At 58.7% G+C, this 24875-nt stretch carries 29 protein-coding genes, 1 pseudogene and 1 riboswitch; of the genes and pseudogenes, 21 read left to right on the top strand and 9 right to left on the bottom strand.

The genetic code is table 11. From position 1 onward, the window contains the following. Nucleotides 1–8 precede the first annotated feature (8 nt). From MXF20_RS06150 to MXF20_RS06115, 8 genes are all read left to right on the top strand, one after another. Nucleotides 9–929 carry an ABC transporter permease gene (locus MXF20_RS06150; RefSeq protein WP_325968247.1) on the top strand — a complete coding sequence of 307 codons (921 nt, stop codon included), beginning with the start codon at nt 9–11 and terminating at the stop codon, nt 927–929. Next, nucleotides 929–1795 (top strand): ABC transporter permease, encoded by an 867-nt coding sequence (locus MXF20_RS06145; RefSeq protein ID WP_325968246.1) that lies wholly within the window; start codon nt 929–931, stop codon nt 1793–1795. The genes MXF20_RS06150 and MXF20_RS06145 overlap by 1 nt, the downstream gene beginning before the upstream one ends. Next, nucleotides 1792–2739: an ROK family protein gene (locus tag MXF20_RS06140; RefSeq protein WP_325968244.1), complete on the top strand. Its 948-nt coding sequence runs from the start codon at nt 1792–1794 to the stop codon at nt 2737–2739. The genes MXF20_RS06145 and MXF20_RS06140 overlap by 4 nt, the downstream gene beginning before the upstream one ends. 185 nt (nt 2740–2924) lie before the next feature. After that, nucleotides 2925–4148, top strand: a complete 1224-nt coding sequence (locus MXF20_RS06135; RefSeq protein ID WP_325968243.1) for an MFS transporter — start codon at nt 2925–2927, stop codon at nt 4146–4148. A 71-nt stretch (nt 4149–4219) separates the two neighbouring features. Then, complete coding sequence (locus MXF20_RS06130; protein ID WP_325968242.1) at nt 4220–5269, top strand: catalase family peroxidase; 1050 nt, start codon at nt 4220–4222, stop codon at nt 5267–5269. Continuing rightward, nucleotides 5266–5820, top strand: a complete 555-nt coding sequence (locus tag MXF20_RS06125) for a cytochrome b (RefSeq protein WP_325968241.1) — start codon at nt 5266–5268, stop codon at nt 5818–5820. Before MXF20_RS06130 ends, MXF20_RS06125 begins: the two co-directional genes overlap by 4 nt. Beyond that, complete coding sequence (locus MXF20_RS06120) at nt 5820–6323, top strand: sigma-70 family RNA polymerase sigma factor (RefSeq protein ID WP_325968240.1); 504 nt, start codon at nt 5820–5822, stop codon at nt 6321–6323. The genes MXF20_RS06125 and MXF20_RS06120 overlap by 1 nt, the downstream gene beginning before the upstream one ends. Next, nucleotides 6320–7069, top strand: a complete 750-nt coding sequence (locus MXF20_RS06115; protein ID WP_325968239.1) for an anti-sigma factor — start codon at nt 6320–6322, stop codon at nt 7067–7069. The genes MXF20_RS06120 and MXF20_RS06115 overlap by 4 nt, the downstream gene beginning before the upstream one ends. Here the strand turns inward: MXF20_RS06115 and MXF20_RS06110 are convergent, their stop codons facing one another. Next, nucleotides 7070–7951 (bottom strand): LysR family transcriptional regulator, encoded by an 882-nt coding sequence (locus MXF20_RS06110; protein WP_325968237.1) that lies wholly within the window; start codon nt 7949–7951, stop codon nt 7070–7072. Nucleotides 7952–8076: 125 nt separating this feature from the next. Between MXF20_RS06110 and MXF20_RS06105 the strand changes: the two genes are divergently transcribed. Together MXF20_RS06105 and MXF20_RS06100 are read left to right on the top strand one after the other, a co-directional pair. Next, entirely contained in the window at nt 8077–8802 is a 726-nt protein-coding gene (locus MXF20_RS06105) for a pirin family protein (protein WP_325968235.1), read from the top strand. Nucleotides 8803–9055: 253 nt separating this feature from the next. Beyond that, nucleotides 9056–9265: a glycine zipper 2TM domain-containing protein gene (locus MXF20_RS06100; protein ID WP_031279978.1), complete on the top strand. Its 210-nt coding sequence runs from the start codon at nt 9056–9058 to the stop codon at nt 9263–9265. 118 nt (nt 9266–9383) lie between these two features. Here the strand turns inward: MXF20_RS06100 and MXF20_RS06095 are convergent, their stop codons facing one another. From MXF20_RS06095 to MXF20_RS06085, 3 genes are all read right to left on the bottom strand, one after another. Continuing rightward, entirely contained in the window at nt 9384–10091 is a 708-nt protein-coding gene (locus MXF20_RS06095; RefSeq protein ID WP_325968234.1) for an RES family NAD+ phosphorylase, read from the bottom strand. Further along, nucleotides 10084–10761: a hypothetical protein gene (locus MXF20_RS06090; RefSeq protein WP_058776083.1), complete on the bottom strand. Its 678-nt coding sequence runs from the start codon at nt 10759–10761 to the stop codon at nt 10084–10086. Before MXF20_RS06090 ends, MXF20_RS06095 begins: the two co-directional genes overlap by 8 nt. A 171-nt stretch (nt 10762–10932) precedes the next feature. Beyond that, nucleotides 10933–11370 (bottom strand): 6,7-dimethyl-8-ribityllumazine synthase, encoded by a 438-nt coding sequence (locus tag MXF20_RS06085; protein ID WP_325968233.1) that lies wholly within the window; start codon nt 11368–11370, stop codon nt 10933–10935. A gap of 165 nt (nt 11371–11535) precedes the next feature. Continuing rightward, nucleotides 11536–11655: riboswitch (TPP riboswitch) on the top strand. A gap of 127 nt (nt 11656–11782) precedes the next feature. On the opposite strand from MXF20_RS06085, the gene MXF20_RS06080 reads away from it, so the two are divergent. The 8 genes and pseudogenes from MXF20_RS06080 to MXF20_RS06045 all read left to right on the top strand — a co-directional run bounded on the left by MXF20_RS06080 (nt 11783) and on the right by MXF20_RS06045 (nt 17672). After that, on the top strand, nt 11783–12727 hold the full coding sequence (locus MXF20_RS06080) for an FAD-dependent oxidoreductase (protein ID WP_325968232.1): 945 nt from the start codon (nt 11783–11785) through the stop codon (nt 12725–12727). After that, a complete protein-coding gene (thiS, locus tag MXF20_RS06075; protein WP_325968231.1) occupies nt 12711–12908 on the top strand; it encodes a sulfur carrier protein ThiS in 198 nt (65 codons plus the stop codon). The genes MXF20_RS06080 and thiS overlap by 17 nt, the downstream gene beginning before the upstream one ends. 3 nt (nt 12909–12911) lie before the next feature. Next, nucleotides 12912–13670 (top strand): thiazole synthase, encoded by a 759-nt coding sequence (locus MXF20_RS06070; protein ID WP_325968230.1) that lies wholly within the window; start codon nt 12912–12914, stop codon nt 13668–13670. 10 nt (nt 13671–13680) lie between these two features. Continuing rightward, nucleotides 13681–14649 carry a HesA/MoeB/ThiF family protein gene (locus tag MXF20_RS06065; protein ID WP_325968229.1) on the top strand — a complete coding sequence of 323 codons (969 nt, stop codon included), beginning with the start codon at nt 13681–13683 and terminating at the stop codon, nt 14647–14649. Between the two features lie 77 nt (nt 14650–14726). Then, nucleotides 14727–15362 (top strand): annotated as a pseudogene (locus MXF20_RS06060) (ABC transporter ATP-binding protein); the annotation flags it as partial. After that, nucleotides 15346–16080, top strand: a complete 735-nt coding sequence (locus MXF20_RS06055; protein ID WP_325968226.1) for an ABC transporter permease — start codon at nt 15346–15348, stop codon at nt 16078–16080. The pseudogene MXF20_RS06060 and the gene MXF20_RS06055, both read left to right, overlap by 17 nt. Before the next feature lie 15 nt (nt 16081–16095). Continuing rightward, nucleotides 16096–17019, top strand: coding sequence for an ABC transporter substrate-binding protein (locus MXF20_RS06050; RefSeq protein ID WP_325968225.1), 924 nt, complete (start codon nt 16096–16098; stop codon nt 17017–17019). Nucleotides 17020–17204: 185 nt separating this feature from the next. Continuing rightward, nucleotides 17205–17672, top strand: coding sequence for a hypothetical protein (locus tag MXF20_RS06045; RefSeq protein ID WP_325968224.1), 468 nt, complete (start codon nt 17205–17207; stop codon nt 17670–17672). 77 nt (nt 17673–17749) lie between these two features. Here MXF20_RS06045 and MXF20_RS06040 read toward each other — a convergent pair whose 3' ends face one another. The 3 genes from MXF20_RS06040 to MXF20_RS06030 all read right to left on the bottom strand — a co-directional run bounded on the left by MXF20_RS06040 (nt 17750) and on the right by MXF20_RS06030 (nt 19821). Then, entirely contained in the window at nt 17750–18049 is a 300-nt protein-coding gene (locus MXF20_RS06040) for a helix-turn-helix domain-containing protein (protein WP_021508926.1), read from the bottom strand. Then, nucleotides 18033–18404, bottom strand: coding sequence for a type II toxin-antitoxin system RelE/ParE family toxin (locus MXF20_RS06035; protein ID WP_058770321.1), 372 nt, complete (start codon nt 18402–18404; stop codon nt 18033–18035). Before MXF20_RS06035 ends, MXF20_RS06040 begins: the two co-directional genes overlap by 17 nt. A gap of 499 nt (nt 18405–18903) precedes the next feature. Further along, complete coding sequence (locus MXF20_RS06030; protein WP_325968222.1) at nt 18904–19821, bottom strand: LysR family transcriptional regulator; 918 nt, start codon at nt 19819–19821, stop codon at nt 18904–18906. 135 nt (nt 19822–19956) lie between these two features. Between MXF20_RS06030 and MXF20_RS06025 the strand changes: the two genes are divergently transcribed. After that, the gene (locus tag MXF20_RS06025; protein ID WP_325968221.1) at nt 19957–20958 is read left to right on the top strand and encodes a zinc-binding alcohol dehydrogenase family protein; all 1002 of its coding nucleotides are present in this window, start codon (nt 19957–19959) and stop codon (nt 20956–20958) included. Between the two features lie 104 nt (nt 20959–21062). After that, on the top strand, nt 21063–21716 hold the full coding sequence (gene nfsB, locus MXF20_RS06020) for an oxygen-insensitive NAD(P)H nitroreductase (RefSeq protein ID WP_325968220.1): 654 nt from the start codon (nt 21063–21065) through the stop codon (nt 21714–21716). A gap of 37 nt (nt 21717–21753) precedes the next feature. Here the strand turns inward: nfsB and MXF20_RS06015 are convergent, their stop codons facing one another. Together MXF20_RS06015 and MXF20_RS06010 are read right to left on the bottom strand one after the other, a co-directional pair. Then, nucleotides 21754–23133: a heavy metal sensor histidine kinase gene (locus tag MXF20_RS06015; protein WP_325968219.1), complete on the bottom strand. Its 1380-nt coding sequence runs from the start codon at nt 23131–23133 to the stop codon at nt 21754–21756. Further along, nucleotides 23130–23804, bottom strand: a complete 675-nt coding sequence (locus MXF20_RS06010) for a heavy metal response regulator transcription factor (protein WP_325968218.1) — start codon at nt 23802–23804, stop codon at nt 23130–23132. Before MXF20_RS06010 ends, MXF20_RS06015 begins: the two co-directional genes overlap by 4 nt. 267 nt (nt 23805–24071) lie before the next feature. Here MXF20_RS06010 and MXF20_RS06005 point away from each other — a divergent pair, with 267 nt between their 5' ends. Then, nucleotides 24072–24842 carry a transporter substrate-binding domain-containing protein gene (locus MXF20_RS06005; RefSeq protein ID WP_325968217.1) on the top strand — a complete coding sequence of 257 codons (771 nt, stop codon included), beginning with the start codon at nt 24072–24074 and terminating at the stop codon, nt 24840–24842. Nucleotides 24843–24875: the final 33 nt, after the last annotated feature.

Below are 24875 nucleotides of genomic sequence, written 5' to 3'. Positions count from 1 at the left end.
TGATTGATATGAAAGCGTATGTCGCAAAAAAGGTGCTCTCGCTGCCGTTAATTATCTTCGGTGTGTCGATCATCGTGTTTATCGCCATCCGCGCGCTGCCGGGCGATCCGGCACGCCTGATGGCCGGCCCGGAAGCGCCGCAGGAAGCCGTAGACAGCATGCGGGTGCGGCTCGGGCTGGATCAACCTTTGCCGTTGCAATATGTCAGGTTTGCTGGTGAAGCGCTGCAGGGCAATCTCGGGCTGTCACTGCAGTCGCAGCGCCCGGTGATGACCGAGATTGGTGAACGCCTGCCGTACACGCTGTCGCTGGCGGCGCTGGCCTATCTGCTGGCAATTGCCATCGGCGTGCCGGCAGGCATGACCGGTGCCATTTACCGGCAGCGCATTCCCGATCAAATCGTCATGGTACTGACCATTGCCGGTGCCTCGATTGCGAACTTCTGGCTGGCGTTGCTGGCGATGAACTATTTTGCGGTGCAGCTCGGCTGGTTGCCGCTGCTGGGCGCGGATTCGTGGCGCAACTATGTCATGCCGACCGTGACGCTGGCGATTCTGCCGATGGCGATGATCGCGCGGATGACGCGCTCCAGTATGCTGGATGTGCTCAGCCAGGACTACATCCGTACCGCCAGAGCCAAAGGGTTATCCCCGGCCAGCGTTAACTGGAAGCATGCGCTGCGCAACGCGCTGATACCCATCGTCACGATTGTCGCGCTGAATTTTGGCAGCCTGATCGGTGGCGCCGTGGTCACTGAGTCGGTATTTAACTGGCCCGGCATTGGCCGCCTGCTGGTGGATTCGGTGAAATACCGCGACTATCCGGTAATTCAGGGCGTGACGTTAGTGGCGGTAACCGGCGTGGTGTTAATGAATCTGGCGGGTGAGATAGTGATTGGCCTGCTCAACCCGAAAATAAGGTTCGACTGATGAACAGTTGCGACACATCTCTTCAGCCGCCGCCCGCACGCCGGCGCCAGATCGTGAGGTTTCTGCTGGGCAATCCTTCGATCACGACCGGCGGCGGGCTGGTGTTACTGGTGGTGCTGGCTGCGCTTTTCGCACCGCTGATTACCCACTGGGATCCCATCGAACAGGATTTGTTAAACACCCTGCAGGCGCCTTCCGCTGCACACTGGTTCGGCACCGATGATTACGGTCGCGATATTTTTGCCCGCGTCATCTATGGTGCGCGCATCACGCTGTTTGAAGTCAGCCTCAGCGTGGCTATCTCGATGGCGATCGGCATTCCTCTCGGCATCATTTCGGGGCTTGCCGGACGCAAAATTGATGCGCTGATCATGTGGCTGATGGATATTATTTTCGCCTTTCCCGGCATCGTACTGGCGATTCTGATTGTCAGCGTGCTCGGTGAAGGATTAACCAACATGCTGATCGCCATTTCCCTGTTTTCGATTCCGGTGTACGCGCGCCTGAGCCGCAACCTGACGCTGGGACTGAAAAATATGGAATATATCGAGGCGGCGCATATGCTTGGCGTGCGTTATCCGCGCATTATCACGCACTACATTCTGCGTAACGCCATTGGCCCGCTGATTGTGCAGTCGACGCTGACAGCGGGCGCGGTGGTGCTTTCTGCCGCCAGTCTGTCGTTTCTTGGGCTCGGCGTGCAGCCGCCGATGCCGGAGTGGGGCACCATGATGAGCGACGGCCGCAACTTTCTCGGGCTAAATATTTACGTCTCCCTATTTCCCGGACTGGCGATTTTGATTACCGTGCTCGGTTTTAATGTGCTGGGCGACGGCCTGCGCGATGTAATGGATAAACGTTTATGACTCACCCGCACTCAACCGTGATCTGCCTCGATTTGGGCGGTTCCTTTATCAAGCTTGGCGTGATGGATGCGCAGGATCGGCTAACCCTGCTCGATCAGCAAAAAATCCCGGCGACGGACTGGCAGGCATTTTGCGCCAGAGTCAGCGAGATGATCGCCGCACAGCATAACCATTTCAGCAGCCAGGCGGCTGTCGCCATCTCGACGGCGGGCATTGTGGCCCCGCAAACCGGCGAAATGTTTGCCAGCAACATCCCGGCTTTCCATCGACGTAATCTGGCGCGGGAACTGGGTGAGGTGCTGCAGCGGCCGGTGGTCGCGCATAACGATGCTGACTGCTTTGCACTGGCCGAAGCGCTGGCCGGCAGCGGCAAAGGGCACAAAGTGGTGTTTGGCGCGATTCTTGGTTCCGGCGTGGGCGGCGGTCTGGTGGCGGACGGGCGCATTATCACCGGACAAAACGGCCTGACCGGCGAATGGGGACACGGGCCGATTACCCTCACGGAAGTGACGCTGGCGAAAGGACGCGTGCGCGTGCCGCGCCAGGCTTGTCCCTGCGGCCAGACCGGGTGTCTGGACACCTACGGCGGTGCGCGCGGGCTGGAAACGCTGCATCAGGTGCTGCACGCTGAAAGCGCCAGCAGCGTAGAAGTGATTGCCCGCTGGCAGCAGGCTGAAACGCTGGCACAGCAGACGATTGACGCCTGGCTGCAACTGGTGAGCGAGCCGCTCGCCTACACCATTAATATCACCGGCGCGTCGCGGGTGGCGGTCGGCGGCGGACTGGCTTCGGTTACCCCGCTGATAGCGGCGCTTAACGAAGCGGTGCAGCGCTGCGTGCTGCGCAGTACAGCGCATGCGCTGGTGGTGCCGGGTGAGTTTGCCCATCAGGGCGGGATGGTTGGTGCGGCGCTGCTGGCGCGGCAGGCACTCAGCGCCGCCTGAGCTTTTCCGCTTTCGCCCGTTGCTGGCGCTTTTCGGTAACCGTGTCGCGCTCAAGGCTTCGTTGAATCCTATTCAACGTTAAATGCGCTAAGCTTGACGCGCTAAAACCCGCAGCAAAGAGGCTGGTGAGCAGACATGGTCGCCAGCCTCTTTGCTGTTTTTTTCACCTGCGGTACGGAAAAAATATGTCATCAGTACAACCTCAACTCTCTGAACTGCCGGACGAGGCCTCGCTGCCGCGTCACAGCGTGCCAAAAGCGCTGATCGCGCTGGGTACCGGCGGATTTGCCATCGGCACCGGTGAATTTGTCATCATGGGCCTGCTGCCCGACGCGGCGAAAGGCCTGAACGTCACGATTCCTGAGGCGGGCCATCTCATCAGTATTTATGCGCTCGGCGTAGTGATTGGCGCGCCGCTGCTGGCCATTCTCGGCGCGCGGGCTTCACGCCGTAATTTCCTGATGACGCTGATGGGCCTGTTTGCGCTGGGGAATCTGCTGAGCGCTGTCGTGCCGGGCTATCCGGCGATGCTGGTGGCACGCTTTCTGGCCGGCTTTCCCCACGGTACCTTCTTTGGCGTTGCGGCGCTGGTGGCGGCAGGACTGGTTGAGCGCGCGCGCCGCGCGCAGGCGGTGTCGATGGTGCTGCTGGGATTAACCATCGCCAATCTGGTTGGCGTGCCTGCCGTTACCGCCATCGGCCAGTGGTTTGGCTGGCGTGATGCGTTTGCTATCGTCGGCGGACTGGCGCTGCTGACGCTGCTCCTGGTTTGGCTTTGGGTACCCAATGTGGCCGGCGACAAGCAGGCGAGTCCGCTGCGTGAGCTCTCGGCGCTGACGCGCAAGCAGGTGTGGCTGACGCTGGCGATTGGCGCGATTGGCAGCGGCGGAATGTTTTCGGTGTTCAGTTACGTTAAACCCACCATGATGGAACTGGCTCATCTGTCGGAGAATCTGGTACCGGCGATACTGGCGCTGTTTGGTCTTGGCATGATTATCGGCAATCTTGTCGGCGGGCGCCTGGCCGATCGCGGGCTGGAAAAAACCATCCGCATCGTGCTGGTGTGGTCGCTGCTGGTGCTGAGCGCGTTTGTCTTTGCCGCGCATTATGCGCTGGCGGGGGCGCTTAACGTGATGCTGGTCGGTACCATGGTGGCGCTGGGCAGCGTGCTACAGATCCGCCTGATGGACGTGGCCGGGGATGCTCAAACCCTGGCGGCCGCGCTTAATCACTCGGCGTTTAATATTGCCAACGCGCTGGGCGCGTGGCTCGGCGGCATCACCATTTCCGCCGGGCTGGGCTGGCAGTCCACCGGCTGGGTTGGGGCCATTCTGTCGGTACTGGGGCTGCTGATTCATGCTATTGCGGTGCGCGATGCACGCCGCAATCCGGCGGTCGCAATAAAATAATTTTCACCGCGCGGGAATAAACGCCGCGCTGGTTCGTCTTATGCCCACTTTTCCTTACTGAGTTGGCTAAGATGAATCTTAAACCCACGGTCCGACATCTGCCGTTGTTATTGCTGGTCGCCATTGTTCCCGGATTACTGCTGTTGCTGTTTCTGGCTGCAGGCGGCTGGCTGACGCCGCAGCGCCTCAGCGCGCAAAGTCTGGTACAGGCGCTGCAGCAAAACAGCGGCGTACATCCGGGATTCCGCCGCAATCATGCCAAAGGTGTGTGCGTAACCGGCGATTTTACCTCTAATGGCAACGCGGCGTTTCTCTCGCGCGCCAGCGTTTTCCAGCCGGGCACGGTGCCGGTGATTGGCCGCTTTGCCATTGCTGGCGGTAATCCGCATGCGCCGGACTATGGCGTGCCGGTGCGCAGCCTGGCGCTGCAGTTTCAGCTGGCGCACGGTGAGCAGTGGCGCACCGGCATGAATGCGCTGCCGTTTTTCCCGGTCAGCACGCCGCAGGGTTTTTACGACCAGCAGCAGGCCAGCCGACCGCTGCCGCAGACCGGCAAGCCAGATGCGCAAAAGCTGATGGCGTTTACCCTTGCCCATCCTGAAGTTAAACCGTTCTTTGCCTGGGCGAAAACCCATGTGCTGGCCGCCAGCTGGGCGCAGGAGCAGTACAACAGCCTGAATGCTTTCCGCTTTACCAATGGGCAGGGTGAAACGCGCTTTGTGCGCTGGAGCCTGGTGCCGCGTACGCCGTGGCAGCCGATCAGCGCGGCACAGCAGCAGCAGCCGGATTATCTGCAGAGCGACCTGCACAACCGGCTGGCGGCCGCACCGCTGAAGTGGGATCTGGTGATCAGCGTGGCCCAGCCCGGCGATGCGGTGAACGATGCCAGCAAAGCATGGCCGGCCGATCGGCAACAGATCGTCGCCGGTACGCTGACGCTGCGCGACAGCAGCCCGCAACAGGGCGGCAGCTGCAATGACATCAATTACGATCCGCTGATTCTGCCACAGGGCATCAGCGGTTCGGACGATCCGCTGCTCAACGCGCGCTCCGCCGCTTACGCTAAATCCTTTAATCTGCGCACGGCTGAACAGGCGCGTCAGCAGGAGAAAAAATCATGAGCCACCCGACCACCCTGTTTCATCCGCTGCTGCGCATCGTACACTGGCTGATGGCGCTGGCCGTGCTGGCCATGCTATTTATCGGCGTGGCGATGGTGGCGGATATCTCGGCTGCCCATTCACTGCTGCTGGCGATACACAAGCCGCTGGGCGTTTTAATCGCTTTGCTGGTGGTCGTGCGCATCGGGCTGCGGCGTTACTATGGCGTGCCCGCCATGCCCGCGTCGGTGCCCGGCTGGCAGCAAACGGTGGCACATTTGACCCATCTGGCGCTCTATTTACTGATGCTGGCGCAGCCGCTGGTAGGCTGGGCGATGCTGTCGGCAGGCGGTTTTCCGGTGACGATCGGCGAGGGTCTGGTGCTGCCACCGCTGCTGCCGGCTAGCGTGGAAAGTTATGCCGTACTGCGTCCGTTACATACGCTGCTGGCGTTTAGCCTGTTCGCGCTGATTCTGGCCCATCTGGCTGCCGCGCTGCTGCACGGTTTGATTTTACGGGATGGCGTGCTGAGCAGCATGACCGGCCTGCGCCGGATGCGAGAGCAAAAATAATGTCTGCATTGAGCGATGACGAAATCCGCGCGTTACTGCCGCACTTGCAGCGTTTTGCGCTGGGGCTGACGCGTGAGCGCATGGCCGCTGAGGATCTGGTGCAAAACACGCTGGTCAAAGCACTGGACGCAGCGCGCGATGACACGCGCAGTCTGCGTGCGTGGCTGTTTTCCATTCTCTGGCATCAGTTCATTGATGGCGAACGCCGCCGCAAGCGCTGGCAGGCGATTATGACGCTGTTCAGCCGCGCCGAGCCGTTTGCCGAGTCGGCTGAGCATCATGCCATCGCCGATGAGATGCTGGCGCTGTTCGCCCGTCTGCCGGCTGACAGTCGCGCATTGCTGCTTTTAGTCAACGTTGAAGGCATGCGTTATCAGGAAGCGGCTGACACGCTGGAGATTCCGCTGGGCACCGTGATGTCACGGTTGTCGCGGGCGCGAAAACAGTTGCAGCACATGACCGAAGGCCTGCCTGCACCGGTGACGTTGAGGAGATTAAAATGAGTATCCCGCCCGATGAGAACCAGCTGCACGCCTGGCTGGATGGTGAACTGGATAGCGCCAGCCATCAGGCCATCAGCGCCTGGCTGGCGCAGCATCCTGACATTGCCGCTCAGGTAGAGGGCTGGCGTCAGGACAAGCTGCGCTTGCAACAAAGCCTGCAGCGCAACATGGCGCGAACCGCTTTTACGCCACTGCAGCCGGCACAGCTGCGCCAGCAGCGCGCGCGACAGCGTTATCAGCGGCTGGCGCTGGCCTGCTCGCTGGTGCTGGCGTTGGGGATCGGCAGCCTGTCCGGCTGGCAGATGACTGAACGCTTACAGAATCATCCGTTACCGATGGAGGATGCGGTACAGGCTTACCGGCTATTCGGCGATGGCGCGCAGCAGGCGACGATGGACATTAACACCCATCAGACAACACAGCTGGCCAGCTGGCTGGGCCGCTATTTTATCAACGGCCCGCTGCCGCCCAATCTGGAGCGCTTTGGCTATCAGCTCATCGGCGCGCGCCTGATGGCGAATGAGCATGGCGCCTCGGCGCTGGTGCTGTATCAGACCGCCAGCGGCACGCGCGTTGGCTGGTACATTCGCCCGCAAACCGTGCGGCTGGAAAAGGGTTCGCGCCAGGCGGACAATCTGGTGGCGCAGTACTGGAGCGATCGCCACTATAACTATGCGCTGGTCAGCCCGATGAGCGGGGAAGCGGCACCTGCACTGCGTGCTGCGATAGGCAGCGAAGTGGGCTGATCATTTGCCCGCCAGCTTCGCCTGCAGAAACGCCATGAAAACCCGATTGATTTCGCTGCGCTGGCGATGCTGCGGATAGAGTGCATTGAGGTGCAGCGAGGCCGGATGCCAGTCATCCAGTACCGTCACCAGCTCACCGCGCGCCAGCGCCGGAGCCACGATAAACTCCGGCAGCAGGATCAGGCCCAGCCCGGCGACGGCCGCATCACGCAGCATTTCCCCGTTGTTGCTGACCATCGGTCCCTGGACCGCCAGCACTTTGCGCGTGTCGCCCTGAAACAGCTCCCAGCCGGTCTGGCTTTCACGCCCATAGCGCAGACAGAGATGCTGCAGCAGATCCTCCGGCTCACGCGGTGCGCCCGCGCCCTGCAGGTACGCCGGGCTGGCACAAATCACGCGCCTGAATTCGCCCAGCCGTTTGGCGATCAGGCTGGAGTCCGGAAGCGTGCCGATGCGGATCGCCATATCGAAACCTTCTCCCACCATATCCACATGCCGATCGGCCAGTTCCACCTGAAACTGGATGCCGGGATGCTGGCTCAGGAATTCGGCGATATAAGGGGAAAGATGGCTGATGCCAAACGACATCGGCACGCTGAGACGAAAACTGCCGCGCAGCACCTGACGTTTACCTGATACCGCCAGCTCGGCTTCCTGCACATCATCCAGGATACGCTGCGCATGCTGGGCAAACAGCTGGCCGTTGTCGGTCACCGACAGTTTGCGCGTATTGCGATTCAGCAAACGCGCACCCAGCGACTCTTCCAGCGCGGCGATGCGCCGGCTGACGTACTGCTTGGAGAGCATCAGCTGTTCGGCGGCAGCGGTAAAGTTGCCCGCTTTGATTACGGCGACGTAAATCCGGAGATCTTCAATCTGCATATTGTCCACTTATTTGTGACAGTCATTGTCAGTCAGGCGCATTGTTGGGCAAATCAGTTTACGTATACTGGTCAGCAACGGGAAGGGCCTTCGCCCTCCAGTCAACAAATTTTAAGGAGCAGACCATGATTGAACAACGACTGTCCGAACAACGCGGCTTAGGCGATCACGGCTGGCTGCATTCACGCCACACCTTTTCGTTTGCCAGCTACTGGGATCCGCAACACACCGGTTTCTCCGATCTGCTGGTGATTAACGACGATCAAGTGGCACCGGGTCGCGGTTTTGGCGCGCATCCACACAACAACATGGAGATCATCTCTTACGTACTGGAAGGCGCGCTGGAGCATAAAGATTCCATGGGTACCGGTTCGGTTATCGTGCCCGGTGACGTACAGCTGATGAGCGCCGGCAGCGGCGTGACGCACAGCGAGTTTAACCACTCGAAACAGGACAATGTGCATTTTCTGCAGATCTGGATTGTGCCGGCGGAACGCGGTACCGAGCCAGGTTACCAGCAGGTATCGGTGGCAGAAGCCGACAAACGCGGCCAGCTGCGCCTGATTGTTTCGCCGCAGGGCGACAATGGCTCGCTGCGCGTGCGTCAGGATATGCGCATCTACGCAGGCCTGTTTGACGGGGCTGAGCAGCAGACGCTGGAACTGGCGAACGATCGCTACGCCTATATCCACGTGGCGCGCGGCAGCATCGAAGTGAATGGCGTGAGCTTTAAAGCTGGCGACGGTGCGCGCGTCCGTAACGAAACAGCGCTGCAGTTCGCTAACGGTAACAATGCTGAAGTGCTGGTGTTTGATTTACGTCCAGTAGAAGTCAATCATCCGCAGCGTTAATTGACTGCGCGGTAAATCATCGGGGCATGGCGTGAACCTTCACGCCATGCCTTTTTATTTGGCTTAAGGGACGAATAATAACCAGCGCCTGACAGGTCCGGCATAAAATAGGAATTTTTACCTTCCGCAAAAATGCAAAGCCCCTTAAATTTGCCTCCAGGATAAGCACGCTACGCCAGGTATTTGGCGGCTAAACAACAAACAAAGTTAACACTATTACATTCCATTAGAATTAATGGTAATGAGGATTTTGATGGTCTTAAAACGCAGCTTTAATATCGCAGTGGTATTGGTTTTAGCCTTTTCAGTAACGGCTTGTGGCATGTCTCATCGCGGCCGCAACACCGCCATCGGTGCGGGTGTGGGTGCCGTGGGCGGCGCCGTGCTGACCGGCGGCAGCACCTTCGGTACCCTTGGCGGCGCGGCTATCGGCGGCCTGATTGGTCATGAAGTCAGCCGTTAATTTCACCGGTACTCAGGATTTCGCCAGCGGGAATGCTGGCGAAATTTTAAACCATTTCATTTTTAAATTCTTATTCGTCCACTCTTCTTTTTTATCCATCGCCGGATAGCATCGTGGTTTATTTTGCTGCAATGATAAACACACCTAATCGCGATGCGAGATGTAAAACCTCGCCATAAGTATCTGAATCATCAATCAGGCTTAATGATTTATTAAGTGGCGTCAGCATGCCAGGCGAAATTCGATCGCCAAATAACATCACTGCCCGCGCTGAATCATCCTGACGGGATATCCATGAAAGGCCCTGCGCTGATTCGCTCTGATGATGCAGAGCAGCTGCCCAGCGTCGGGTGAGGGGATAGTGATGTTTTTCTGTATCGATAAGCTGCTTACGCGTGATACCTAACTTGCGCAATGCGATGCTGCTGAGGTCGATCAGCAGCATATCTTCATTAACTTTAAGACAGGAGTGAAGTTGATAATGTAATTTGTTCTTATCCAGTGTCTTAAGACCGGGTGCAAAAGGCACGTCATGAAATACCGTTTCCATTAATGCGCAGTCTCTGGTCGAACCGCCGTAAAGGGTCGGTATTGGCTGCCCATGTCTGGTTTTTATCGGACTGAAGCGGGCATTCCCTTTCACTCCGGGATTGAACTGGTTGGCGGCATAACGCGACAGATGGACCCGGTGCAGAATGCTTCCTGCTGAAAGCGTAATAAATGACAGCTGAAGCAAAGCGCCTGGCAATGGCGCACCTTCTCCGGCAGTAATAACAGGCAGAGTTGATAAATCATCAGGTTGCGCCGAAGTGCTGCGCTTATCCATGCGTTATTCCTTCCATTTCATCCAGAGCGGCGTCGATGACGCGTTGCGCTTCGGTTAGCAGTAGATCCTGTGGCCGTTTGCCCGCAAGGAAACTGTTATTCGACAGAAACCACAATGCAATAGCCCAACTGTCTTTGTGTCCGGCAAAAATCCTGAGTATTTGAGCCAGTGGTTTAACCGGGCGAAAGTGCGTGTCGCGATCCAGGCCATAATCGGGGAAATAATCTATCCCATTGTGATTGATGGCAAATATCTGGCCGCTTTTTTTCCATTTATTCGGCTGAGCGCTCGGATTTGTGGAACTCAACCCTGCCAGTTGCGCCACTTCTGCGGCGCTGAGCCAGTTTCCGCTCTCCAGCACGGCATTGCGCGCCTCAAGTAACATCGCCGCTTCTTTGAGTAAATGAGGCGAAGCTGGCACGCGCGGTAACATCGCACTGGCCAGTTGCTCCAGCGATTCCTGCCGCTGCCGCTGTTGAAAAATTGCAAACATGGATGAAGCGATTGCGGAAAGATTTTCTGACAGGTTGCGCAGCGTCAGGGCATCGCCTGGATGATCGAAAGTAATGGCAACAACGTGACTGGCATGTGATTTTGACAGCCGACCCTGAATCTCCTGCGGGGTGCCTGTCAGTGCAGAAACCCCGGTGTGATCTTTATCGCTAACCATCAGTTAACTCCCGCAAGGTTATTTGGGTTATCTGATTTTAAAGATATCCAGAATAACTTGCAATGGCATTGATGGTGCTGCTTTAAGTAAGCAAGAGGCGAGTGGTAAGAGGAAGCACACTGCAGGAAACGGATTGTTAAAAGTGGGAAAAACTAACAATCCGTTAGAGGTTCAGTCGATCGGCAGCTGATGAATCATCAGGGCGGCGCGGGCGGCTTCTTTGCCTTTTTTAATAAAATGTTCGGTATAAAACGATTCGATCACGTCGACCGGCTGAAAATTGTGCGGAGTGAGTGATACCGAAAACACCGGAACATTGGTGGCGAGCTGCACATTCATCAGGCCATCGACGACGGCCTGCGCGACAAAGTCATGGCGATAGATGCCACCGTCGACCACCAGCGCAGCGCAGACAATCGCATCAAATTTGCCGGTTTCGGCCAGGCGCTTGGCCAGCAGCGGCATTTCAAACGCGCCGGGTACGTCATAGCTTTTTACTGTATTTTCGACGCCTTGTTCTGCCAGTTCCTGCTCAAAGCCCACCAGCGCGTTGTTCACGATCGCCTGATGCCATCCTGCTTTAATAAAAGCCACACGAAACTTATTCATAATGCTTCCATGATTAGCTGAAAAATGTATAAGTGAATAATAAAAAAGTCTTTTTTATCATTTACCCGCTATCCGTCTGGTATACCATATGTTGCAATTTTGATCCACAACGCGGGCAGCGCGGTTAACGTGCTGCTTGACGCCAGCCAGCGCCTGCAATACAAATAGACGCGTCGGGGGAGTCTCGCCTGAGAGACTGAGAGGCTAAAAGCGCACTGCGCGGCTTAGCGACCCTTTGAACCTGACCCAGTTGATACTGGCGTAGGAAGACTGACGGCTTGATGTGCAAAGCCGTCTGGCGCAAAGGCGAGCCCGATCGCTGGCGTCGATTCCCTTCTCCTGTATCTGCGGGTCTCAGTTATCACTGAGAGGCCGATGTGAATTCCCCTGATTGTTTACCGGAACGTGATTCATGAGCCGCTGGAGCGTGCTCGGTAGCGGCGTGTCCGGGCTTTGTGTCGCCACGCTGCTGGCTGAGCGCGGCGAAGCCGTCGAGGTCATTGACGATCAAGCGCGTCAGCCTGCCTCGTGGTTTGCCGGTGGCATGCTGGCGCCGTGGTGTGAAGCTGAAAGCGCGCCGGCGGAGGTGATTACCCTCGGCCAGCATGCTGCGGCATGGTGGCAAACGCGCGTCAGCAGCGTGGTGCATCAGGGCACGTTAGTGCTGGCACCGCCGCGTGACAATCCGGAGTTAAACCGCTTCGCGCGCATGACGACTGAGCATCAATGGGTTGATCCGGCGTCGCTCGAACCGTCGCTGGAAAACCGTTTTGCGCGCGGACTGTTTTTCCCGCGCGAAGCGCATCTCGATCCGCGTCGCGCACTGGGTGAAATGCGTGACAAGCTGCTGCAGCGCGGCGTCCGCTTTGATGCGCGCCAGCCAGCGGGCCGGATCATCGACTGTCGCGGCATCCATGCCAGAGCGCAACTCTCCGGTCTGCGCGCGGTGCGCGGAGAAATGCTGATCCTGCAGAGTCATGAGGTGTCATTTTCCCGGCCGATTCGTCTGCTCCATCCACGCTTTCCCTGTTATCTGGTGCCGCGTCGCGACGGCCACTTCATGCTCGGCGCTACCATGATCGAAAGCGACGATGCCAGCGCGATCAGCGCGCGCGCCGTGATGGAACTGCTCAGCGCGGCCTACACCCTGCATCCGGCGCTGGCGGAAGCGCGCGTCATCGAAAGCGGCAGTGGTCTGCGACCGGCATGGCCGGCTAATCTGCCGGAAATCCACTATCACAACGGTATTTTTTATCTTAACGGCATGTATCGTCACGGTTTTCTGCTGGCACCAATGATGGCAGAACAGCTGATGCAGCGCCTGTCCGGGGAGGTTAGCCATGAATATTCAGCTTAACGGCCGCACCATCAGCACCGAGGCCAGCAGCCTCAGCGAATTGCTGATCGAACAGCATATCGACGCGGCCTGTGTTGCCACCGCCTGCAATGGCGATTTTGTGCCGAAAAGTCAGTATGCCAGCCTGCAGTTACAGGAAGGCTGGCAGCTGGAAGTCCTGTCACCGATGCAGGGAGGCTGAGCGATGTTTTACGATTTCACGCCGCAGTCACGCTTGCTGCTCGGCACCGCAGGCTACCCTTCACCGGCGATTTTGCAGCAGGCGATCGCTGCCTCCGGCAGCGAAATTATCACTGTCAGCCTGCGCCGCGAAGGTGCGGCGGGCGCGGCGTTTCGCGAACTGCTGACGGGCCTGGATGTGCGCGTGCTGCCCAATACCGCTGGCTGCCACACGGTTAAAGAGGCGGTCACCACCGCGCACATGGCGCGCGAGCTGTTCAACACGCCTTGGATCAAGCTGGAAGTGATTGGTCATGCCGACACGCTGCAGCCCGATCCGTTCGCGCTGGTCGAAGCGGCACGCATTTTGTGCGCCGATGGCTTCCAGGTATTTCCCTATACGACGGAGGATCTGATTGTCGGTGAAAAACTGCTAGCCGCCGGCTGTGAACTGCTGATGCCGTGGGGCGCGCCTATCGGCTCCGGCCAGGGATTGCGCAACATTGACGGGCTGCGGGCGATGCGAGCCTGGTTCAGCGATGTTCCTCTGATCATTGATGCTGGCATCGGCGCGCCGTCACAGGCGGCGCAGGCGATGGAGATGGGCTTCGATGCCATCCTGCTGAATACCGCCGTGGCCAAAGCGGGCGATCCGGTGGCGATGGCGCGCGCGTTCAGCCAGGCGATTGCTGCCGGGCAGGGCGCGCGCGATGCCGGGCTGATGGAGAAGCGTGATATGGCCGTGGCCTCAACGCCGATCTTCGGCCTGGCCAACCTGAACTAAGGGGCGCGCAATGGAACGCTATCAACGCCAGATGATGCTGCCGGAAATTGGCGTGGTCGGGCAGCAGAAACTGGCTCGCGCTCGCGTGCTGGTCGCCGGTGCCGGTGGGCTGGCTGCCACGCTGCTGCCTCAGCTGACGGGCGCGGGCGTCGGTCAGCTGTGTGTATATGATGACGATCGGGTCGCGCTGCATAACCTGCACCGTCAGACGCTGTTCACCCTGCAGGATGTGGGGCGCGGTAAAGCCGTTGCGGCACAGCAGGCGTTGCAGCAGCGCAATCCTGAAGTGCAGATCGACGCGGTGCCCGAGGCGCTGAGCGCCAGCAATATCACGCAGGCGCTGACCGGGTGCGATCTGGTGATCGATGCAGCGGATAACTTTGCGGTGACCTACCAACTGTCAGATGCCTGCTTTCAGGCTGGCATACCGCTGATCAGCGCCTCAGTGCTGGGACGTCAGGGCTACGTCGGTGGTTTTTGCGGCGGTGCGCCGAGCTATCGTGCGCTGTTTCCACAGCTGCCCACCTCCGCGGCTAACTGCAACACCGCCGGCGTGATGGGTCCGGCGGTGGCAGCGCTGGGGGCAATGCAGGCGCAGATGGCGCTCAGCGTGCTGCTCGGACTGCAACCCTCACCGCTCGGCTGCATGGTCAACTGTGACTTCGTCAGCTGGCACTTTCGTTCATTCCGCTTTGATGTGGCACAGGAACCGGCACAGCCCGGCGTGCCGTTTATCGATGCTCACCTGTTACAGCCCGAAGATTGCATTGTGGAACTGCGCAGCTGTGAAGAGGCGCCGGTCAGCGTGGCGGAACAGGTTGAGCGCGTGCTGCCACATCAACTGGCAGACTGGCAGCCACCGGCGGATCGCCGCATCGTCCTGGTTTGCGCCAGTGGCATGCGGGCGGCGCAGGCGGCCAGCACGCTGGCGCAGCGCGGGTTTAATCAGCTGGCGATTCTGGCGGCGCGGCGGCCATGATGCAGGACATCCGCTTTGACCAGGTAAGTTTTGCCTGGGGCGAAAAACAGCTGTGCGATCGGCTCAACCTGCTACTGCGCGGCGGCAAGACCACGGTGCTGCTGGGCTGCAGCGGTATTGGTAAAAGCACGCTGCTGCGTCTGGTGGCCGGTTTAGTGCAGCCGCAGCAGGGCAGCCTGCACGGTATTGCGCAGCACGTGGCGTGGATGGGGCAGCAGGATTTGCTCTATCCGTGGCTGACGGTGCTGGAGAATGTGATGCTGACGGCGCGTCTGAGCGGTGCGAAGCCGGACCGCGTGCGGGCGCACCATTTGCTGGCACAGGTGGGACTGGAAGACGAAGCGCAAGCCGCGCCGTCGCAGCTCTCGGGTGGCATGCGGCAGCGGGTGGCGCTGGCGCGCACGCTGTATGCGCAGCGCGAGCTGGTGCTGATGGATGAGCCGTTCGCCACGCTAGATGTTATGACCAAACACCAGCTGCAAACGCTGACCGCGACGCTGCTGCGCGGTAAAACGGTGCTGCTGGTGACGCACGATCCGCTGGAAGCCTGCCGCATGGCCGATGACATCCTGCTGTTGCACGGCCAGCCGCTGCAGGTGACGCACTGGCCTGTGCCGACCGGTACGGTGCCGCGCGCGCTTAATGATGCCGGACTGCTGCAGGCGCAGGCCGAACTCTTTTCCCGACTGAATTCCTATGAAAAAACTGAGTAGTGCTGTCTACCTGTTCGCGGTAGTGCTGGGCGTGTGGCTGCTGGCGCGGCACAACGGCGTTCCGGCATTTCTGCTGCCCGCGCCGCAAACGGTGCTGGAGGCTCTGTGGCAAAAGCGCCAACTGCTCGCGCACCACGCGCTGTTCACGCTGGCGGAAATCGTGCTGGCGCTGCTGCTGGGCGTCGGCGGCGGCGTAGTGCTGGCGGTGCTGATGGCCTCCAGCCCGCTATTGCGCCGGGTGCTGTTTCCGCTGGTGACGGCCAGCCAGACCATCCCGGTCTTTGCGCTGGCGCCGCTGCTGGTGCTGTGGCTGGGGTTTGGCATCGCGTCAAAAGTAGTGGTGGCGGCGCTGATTTTGTTTTTCCCGCTGTGCCTGTCGCTGTTCGATGGCTTGTGTCGTACGCCTGCCGGCTGGCTGGAGCTGGCGCAAACGCTGTATCCCTCGCGCTGGCGCATTTTCTGGCGCGTGCGCTGGCCGGCCGCGCTGCCGCAGTTTTTCGCCGGCCTGCAGATGGCGGTGGTGCTGGCACCGATTGGGGTGGTGATCGGCGAGTGGGTCGGTGCCAGCGAAGGGCTGGGCTACCTGATGATGCAATCCAACGCGCGGCTGGAAACGGCCACCAGTTTTGCCGCGCTGCTGCTGTTAATGAGCCTGGCGCTGCTGCTCTCAGCGGCGGTGGCGCTGGTGCGTAAAAAATTTCTCTGGCAATCATACTAAGGATCTTGAGTGAAAATGTTGCGTCGTACTATTACCGTGCTCTTGCTGCTGGTCACCGTTAACGCACAGGCGGCAGAAAAAGTGCGTTTGCTGCTCGACTGGTTCATAAATCCTAACCACGCGGCGATCTTTGCCGCTCAGTACAGCGGGGCGTTTCAACAGCAGGGACTGGATGTCGAGATGATTGCCCCGGCGGACTCCGCGTCAGTGCCGCTGTTGCTGGCGGCAGGTAAGGCGGATCTGGCGATTAGCTATCAGCCGCAGCTGTATACGCTGGTCGACAAACAGGTGCCGGTGATCCGGGTTGGCACGCTGATTAACCAGCCGCTGAACACCCTGACGGCGGTATCTGGCGACATTCACAGCATTAAAGACTTTGCCGGCAAATCGATTGGCTATGCGATCCCCGGCGCGGAAGATGTGGCTATCCGCAACATGCTGAAATCGCAGGGTGTCGACGTTAACAGCGTGAAGCTGGTTAATCTGAATATGGATGCGGTCTCTGCGCTGCTGACGCACAAAATTGACGGCGCGCTGACCATCTTCCGTAACTACGAGCTGCTGGATTTGCAGGACAAGGGCGCAAAGCCGGTGTCGTTTAAACCGGAAGATTACGGCGTGCCGGCCTACGATGAGTTGATTATTCTGGCCAACAGCAACACCGCGGCAAACGATCCTCGCATCCCGGCATTTCTGCGCGGGCTGGATGCGGGTATCGCCTGGCTGCGCACCCATCCGCAACAGGCGTGGCAGGCATTCATCAAGCGTTATCCGGAACTGAATACGCCACTCAATCATCAGGCCTGGCAGGCGACGCTGCCTTATTTTGCAACGCACAGTGCGGAATTTAATCAGGCGCGTTATCAGGCATTTGGTGAATATATGAAAGCCAACGGGCTGATTGCCACCGTGGCGCCGCTGGCGCGCTATTCACTGTAAACCGTGCGCTTGCGCCGTTTTCCCGGGCCGGGAGAACGGCGCGCGTTGACATTGCGTGCGGCCGGGGGACGAACGGAGTCCTGAATCCCCGGTTTTCGGAAAATACTGGATTTCTGTGACTGTTATCACTGCGCGGGTAACGCTAAAATAAATACTTCTCATTTAGCAGAAGGTTTCTCGTCACGATGTTTTCGCGTTTCACACTGGCCACGTTAACGGCCACACTCCTGCTTACCGGCTGCGCGCGTCATGCGGCCAGCGACAGCAGCGCTGATGCCGCCGCCGCAGAAGCCCCGGCTACGGCTTCCGCGCCGATCGAAAACAACGACAGCGCTTCGCCGTTTGCCAGCGGACCGACCGTCATCAATGTCTCCCATCTGGTGACGCGCACCGACGATGGCTCATCCGTGTACGTGACGGTGGATGGCCAGGAAGCCGGACTGCTGCAAAAAGGCGAGAGTAAAGAGCTCCGCGTCCCTGCCGGTAAACACCAGATTGGCGGCTACGTGCAAACACTGTTTGGTTTCGGCAAAGTGACCATCCCTGCGGTTGATGTCACCACAGACACCAATGGCCCGAAAAACGTAGTCTATTCCGTCACGCGGCAAAAACCGCAGTTCAGCGAAAGCGCTGCCACGCCAAACAACTCCTGATTGACTGCGGTGCGGGCCAGATGGCGGCACCGTTGATCGGAGACTGGGGCAGGGCGTAATGCGCTCTGCCTGAACGGTCAGATAATTAAGTCGACATGCTGGCCACCCGGCATCTTGACACCCAGCGTCAGTTCTCCACCCAGCGCCTCAATGTAGCGCTTCAGCGTGGAAATTTTTAACTCTGCGCCACGCGCTTCCATCGCCGCCACAGATGACTGGGCAATGTGCATGGCCTGCGCTTGCTGACGCTGAGTCCGCTGCATCTGCTCACGTAATTGATAAAGCTGGTACTCCAGACGCATCTGGCTGACGCGTTCATCGACCTGATGTTGCTGTTCTGGCGTCAGCGCCGCCAGCATCTCATCCAAGGTTTTCATTATGAGTTTCCCCGATTGCGTTCAGATGATGATGGTATTCGGTTTCGGCAATGCGAAGCATCTGCTGATAGAAACGCTTCTGATTTTTACCTTGTTTGTTGCCGGCACACAGCACAATCGCATGGCGGCGCGGATCGAAAACAAAAAAGCTGCGGATAGGACGACCTTTACTTTGCACGCGTAGCTCTTTCATATTGGGCACCCGCGATAACATCAGGGTATCAACGAAAGGGCGGCCGAGATGCGGACCGTCCTGCGCCAGAAGCTTCAGGGCGGCAAGTACGTCGAGACGCAACGCTTCATCCTGAGCCTGCAACCATTTCCAAAACCGATCTGTTGCTTCAACCTGCCACACGATGCCATCCTTGATAGTCTGTAGTCTATTTTATCGTCTGCAGTCTATCAAGGCTCATGGATTAAAAAATCCGTGACGGGGAATTTATCTCATCTTTAGAGTCTGGCTCGCAAAAAACAGCGGTAAAGCGCAGCGCAATAAGCCATCAGTGCATCAACGCATACACGACATCAATGGCGTTGATGACCAGGAAGAACAGGACAATGTGGGTGAGGGCATTAACGGACATCGCTTTAGGTTGAGACATCATCAGTCCTGAATCATTAACGTGAATACAGTGAAGTAACGTTAAATATTACCTGTTAAGAATAAGATTACTATGCTGTGCCACGGTTATCAGAGGTGCCGGACGGCGAACTTTTTTGCGTTCGCCTCATGACGCGCGCTATGCCTTCACTGATTTATCGCCTGCTTTCATTTTAAAGAAAAATCGCAGACGAACTTACGTTATCGCTGGTCCGGATTGAGTGTCGTTTGCCATGAAACAGAAGTGTCGGGCTTAATTTGCTGGCAGGATTTGCGCCGTCAGACTGCGTAAATGTTCACGCAGTAATTGATGTAAAGCGCGAATCGCCGGCGAGAATTGCTTACGATGCGGGCAGATTAAATGCAGCGGCGTGCTTTCGCCTGGCAGATGCGGCAGCACCCGTTCCAGCCGTCCGTGCCGGATATCGTTGCAGACATCAAGCCATGATTTATAAGCAATCCCCATTCCGGCAATCGCCCAGCGGCGAGCCACTTCAGCGTCGTCGCACAGCAGCCGGCTTTTCACCGTGATTTGCCGCCGCATCCCTTCCTGCGGAAAGGTCCATTTATCGTACACGTGGCCGCCCATGACAAACGGCAGACAGTGATGCTGGGCCAGATCCTCGAGTTTTTCCGGACGGCCATGTCGATCGAGATAATCGGGTGCGGCGACCATCACGCGGCGGTTTTCTTCCGCCAGCGGCAGCGCGACATAGCTGCTGTCCTCCAGCTTACCGTAGCGAATGGCGATATCCACCGGATCGCGGAACACGTCACTCACCTGATCGGAAAACGAGAGACGCAGCCCGAGCGCCGGATGCGCCCGGCAAAAGTCTGTCAGCAGCGGCAGAATAATATGACGACCGATGTCGGACGGCAGGGCGATTTTCAGCTCGCCGCTCAGCGCGTCGTCGTGGCTTTGCAGGCTTTCCGCACCGGCGTGCATCAGCGCCAGCATCTCCTGCGCGAACGGCAGATATTTTTCGCCTTCGGCCGTTAAACGCAGGCTGCGTGTCGAACGCGCAAACAGGCGGCGATCGAGATCGCGCTCCAGCCGCTGAATGGCGGCGCTGACCTGACCGGGCAGCAGGTTGGCTTCGCGCGCCGCGCGGGAAAAGCTGCCCAGCGCGGCAGATCGCACAAACAGGGTGACATCTTCTAAACGAATCATCGACGTTCTCGCCATTATCGGGATTTTCACTCTACGAGTGAAAGTGTTGTCCTGCAACAGGCATTTTTCCCGGCGTCATGACTGGCTATGCTGCTTTCAACACCCTGAAAATATTCACTCACTGGAGCCAGTTGCATGAAAGCGATTGTTTATAGCCAAAACGGTTTACCGATTTCAGATGAAAATGCGTTGTATGAACTGGACGTGGCGAAACCGCAGCCGGGTGCTCGCGATCTGCTGGTTAAAATCAGCGCGATTGCGGTTAACCCGGTCGATACCAAAGTGCGCGCGGGCGCGCCAACCGACACGCCGCGCATTCTCGGCTGGGATGCCGTAGGCGTGGTCGAGGCGGTAGGCAGCGATGTCACGCTGTTTCAGCCCGGCGATGAAGTTTACTACGCTGGCGACATTACGCGCGCCGGCAGCTATGCCGAGTACGGGCTGGTGGATGAACGCATCGCCGGACTCAAGCCGCGCACGCTGAACGACGCCGATGCCGCCGCGCTGCCTCTGACGTCACTCACCGCGTGGGAACTGCTGTTTGATCGCCTGGAAATTGATGCCGCCGATGAAGGCACACTGCTGATCATTGGCGCGGGCGGCGGCGTGGGCTCTATGCTGACGCAGCTGGCACGCAAACTGACCCGTCTGACGGTGATCGGCACCGCCTCTCGCCCGGAAACCGCCGACTGGGTGCGCTCGCTGGGTGCGCATCATGTTATCGATCATCAACGTCCGCTGGGCGAACAGCTGGCGGCGATTGGCCATAAAGAAGTGCGCTACGTCGCATCGCTGACCCATACCGACAGCTACTATCCGCAGCTGATCGATGCGCTGGCGCCGCAGGGCAAACTGGCGCTGATTGACGATCCGGAAACACTGGATGCAGTGCCGCTGAAACGCAAAGCTATCTCGCTGCACTGGGAGCTGATGTTTACCCGCTCGCTGTTCCATACCGCCGATATGCAGCGCCAGCATCAGATTTTGCAGCAGGTCAGTCAGCTGATTGACGATCAAACCCTGCAGACCACCGCTGGTGAACACCACGGCACGATCAATGCGGCCAATCTGCGTAAAGCGCATGCGCTGATTGAGAGCGGTCGTGCGCGCGGCAAGATTGTCCTCAGCGGCTTTTAAGTCATTAAAACACGTAAGGTTAACCGTCCGTCAGCCCGGACGGTTATGGTAGCGACTTTGCTATTTATCTGCGCTCCGGCGCAATCTTCAATCAGGAGACTCTCATGACGCTCAATGATGCCGTTGCCCGTCGTCACACCGTAAAAGCTTTTTCTGCGGGCAAAACGCTGCCGCAGCAGGAGATCGACACGCTGCTTAACCTGCTGCGCAACAGCCCGTCATCGGTCAACTCGCAGCCGTGGCACTTTGTGGTCGCGTCGACTGCAGAAGGGCGGGAAAAGATGGCGCAATCCACCAGCGGCGCGTTCATTTACAACAACCCGAAAGTGCTGAACGCCTCACACGTGATTGCCCTGTGCATGCGCACCGATCTGGATGAAGCGCACCTGCAAAATGTGCTGGCGCAGGAAGAGACCGACGGGCGTTTCGCTAAGCCCGAAGCCAAAGCCGGGCAGGATAAGAGCCGCCGCAGCTACGTGGATATGCACCGTTATGAGCTGCGCGACGTGCCGCAGTGGATGGAAAAACAGGTCTATCTGGCGCTGGGCGGATTGTTGCTGGGTGCCGCGATGCTCGGCATTGATGCCACGCCGATGGAAGGTTTCGATGCGCGCGCGCTCGACCAGGCGCTGGGCCTGCGCGAACAGGGCTTTACCAGCGTGGTGCTGGTTTCGCTTGGCTATCGCAGTGAGGAAGATTTCAACGCTACGCTGCCGAAATCACGTCTGCCGCAGGACGAAATCTTTACCTTTATCTAAAGGGGCTAACCAGGTGCGTGTCTGCGCACCTGCGCGCTTAACGTGGGAACCGCAGGCAAAAACGGGTAATGCCGTGTTCGCTGCTCACCGTGCAACTGCCCTGATGCAGTTGCATGATCCCGCGCACGATCGACAGACCCAGTCCGCTGCCGCCCTGCTGGCGTGACGCATCGGCGCGCCAGAAGCGGTCAAACAGGCGTGCCTGCTGATCCTGACTCAGCGCCGGCCCCGGATTCTCCACCACCAAAAGCACAGCGTCTGGCTGCGTAACGCTGGCGACGTGAATGGTGCCGTCGCGCGTGCCGTAATGCAGCGCGTTAGCGATCAGATTCGCCAGCGCGCGCTGTAACAACTGCGGATCGGCGTGCAATTCGCCGTGCAGCGCAATGGCCAGCTGCATCTGCTGTTCTTCCGCCATGCCCTCAAAATAGTCGTGTAACCGCTCACCCAGCGGCGCCAGATCGATGCGTTGCCTGTTCAGCGCCTGGCTGGCATCTTCGGCTTTGGCGAGAAACAGCATGTTATCAATCATCTTCGCCAGCCGCTCCAGCTCGGCATACTGGGAACCCAGCAGCGATTGATACTCGCTGACGCTGCGCGGCTGGCTCAGCGCCACTTCCGTCTGGCCAAGCAGCGTGCCAATCGGCGTGCGCAGGTCATGTGCCATATCGGCTGAGACCTGGCTAAGTTGCTGATAGCCTTGTTCCAGTCGGCTCAGCATCTGGTTAAGCGCCGCCAGCAGCGGCTGCAGCTCGCCTGGCGCGTTGGTCAGCTCAATGCGGTGCGCCAGCCGCCTCACGTCAATCACCTCCGCTTCCGTCGCCAGCCGGTGCAGCGGCGCCAGTCCCCGGCGCACCAGCAGCACACTGATCGCGGCGACCAGCAGCGCCGCCAGCGCGGTGCACAGGATAATCTGGTGGCGATAGCCAGTGAGGGTTTGCGTGCGGTCGCTCATCAGGCGGCCGGTGATGATTTCAATCTGGCCGCTGCCATCGCGCGTTGGCGTCAACGCGGCGGCGGCGATAAACGGCGTGCCATCCGCCGCCTGCTGATGATGGACCGACTGCAGGGTTAACGGCTGATCGGCGGCGACCGGCGTAATGGCTGGCACCGGACGCGCGCCAGGATTGATCACAATCAGCGGCGGCTGACCGGGAAAGCGCAGCACCAGCAGTGATTCGGTATTGCCCAGCATATTGGCGAACAGGCGTGGCTTCTGCTGAATCAGCGTCAGCGCATCTTCATCGCGCAGCAGGGTGCGCATTTGATCGATGCGCGTCAGCAGAGCTGCGTCATCGCGCACGCCGATCTGCTTCGTCAGGGCGTGATACAGCGCCATGCCGCTGAGCGTAAAGATGATCACCACCGTCACGCTGAGCAGCAGCGAGAGGCGGACGGCGAGCGAGCGGGGTTTCATGTTTCGGCTTCGCAGCGATAACCGACACCGTGCACGGTATGAATTAATGGTCGGGTAAAAGGACCGTCAATTTTCTGCCGCAGCCGTTTTACCGCCACATCCACCACGTTGGTGTCGCTGTCAAAATTCATGTCCCAGACGCGCGATGCAATCACTGTGCGCGTCAGTACCTCGCCGGGATGCAGCAGAAACAGGTGCAGCAGACTGAACTCTTTGTTGGTCAGATCAATACGCTGTCCGGCGCGCTCGACCCGGCGTCGGGCGATATCCAGCTGCAGATCCGCCAGCGTCAGGATATCCGGCAGCTTCTGCTGGCTGCCGCGCCGCAACTGGGTGCGCACCCGCGCCAGCAGTTCGGCAAAGGAGAAGGGCTTGACCAGATAGTCATCAGCACCCAGTTCCAGCCCTTTGATGCGATCTTCCACCGTGCCTTTGGCGGTGAGGAAAATTACCGGCGTGTGCACTTGCTTATCCAGCTGCGCCATCACCTCCCAGCCATTGAGTCCGGGCATCATCACATCCAGCAGAATCAGATCGTAATGGTGCTCCTGCGCATAAAACAGCCCATCCAGACCGTTCTCCGCCACGTCGACGATAAAACCGGCCTCGGTCAATCCTTTGCGCATGTAATCGCGCGCCCCGGCTTCATCTTCTATCACCAAAATTTTCATGCGAACTCCCGGCAGTGGCGGCCGCTTGCTGATGGCGGGCAGTATAACGCGGGTTAGCATAGAAAACCGAGGCTGACAGTGGCATGAGCCGTTGATGACAAAATCATGACAGAGCGTTAAGTAAAACTTAATGGCGCGACAAATTTCGCTAACCCATTAACCTGTATAAGAATTTGCTCTGCATTTTTGCGCACTTTCGATGGTGGCGTCAGCGGCATCGTGTTATTACAAGGTTAAAACCTGAAAGATAGCCTGCCGGAGAACATCATGAAAAAGCGTTGGTCCTTAGCCTTATTGCTGACATTAAGCGGTCTCAGCCAGCTGGCTGCAGCGCAGCAGACGCTGCGTTTTGGCGTCGATCCCACTTTCCCCCCGTTTGAATCCAAAGCCAGCGATGGTTCGCTGCAGGGTTTTGATATCGATCTGGGCAATGCCATCTGTGCACAGGCCAACGTGAAGTGTCAGTGGGTGCAGATTGGCTTCGACGGCAGCATTCCGGCGCTGCAGGCGAAGAAATTTGACGCCATTCTGTCGGCGATGTCGATGACGGAGAAGCGGCGCGAACAGGTGGCGTTCAGTAATATGCTGTACATCACGCCCAGCGCGCTGCTGACGCCAGCCAACAGCACGCTGACCGGGGACATCAGCACGCTGCGCGGTAAGAATATCGGCGTCGCGCAGGGCACCATTCAGGAAACCTACGCTAAAACGAAGTGGGCGCCGCAGGGCGTCAATGTGGTCTCTTATCCGAATCAGATGGAGATCTATCCGGACCTGGTCGCTGGCCGGCTTGATGCCAGCCTGGCGAATGCCGTATCGGCCGAGCAGGGCTTCCTCAACACGCCGGAAGGTAAGGGCTATGTCAACAAAGCCACGCTGGTGGATAAAGCATTATTGGGGAACGGTGTGGGTATCGGGCTGCGTAAAGGCGATACGGCCAATCTTACCTTAATTAACGATGCGCTGGCCGCGCTGCACAGCAATGGCACCTACGACCGGCTTGCGCAGAAGTACTTTAAGGTTAAGGTTTATCCCTAATCGCCGGGCGATTTGCCTTTATAACGCATAGGA

The organism is Pantoea dispersa (assembly GCF_035783935.1).
Taxonomy (GTDB): Bacteria; Pseudomonadota; Gammaproteobacteria; order Enterobacterales; family Enterobacteriaceae; genus Pantoea; species Pantoea dispersa_C.
This window is presented reverse-complemented; position numbering and strand designations above follow the sequence as displayed.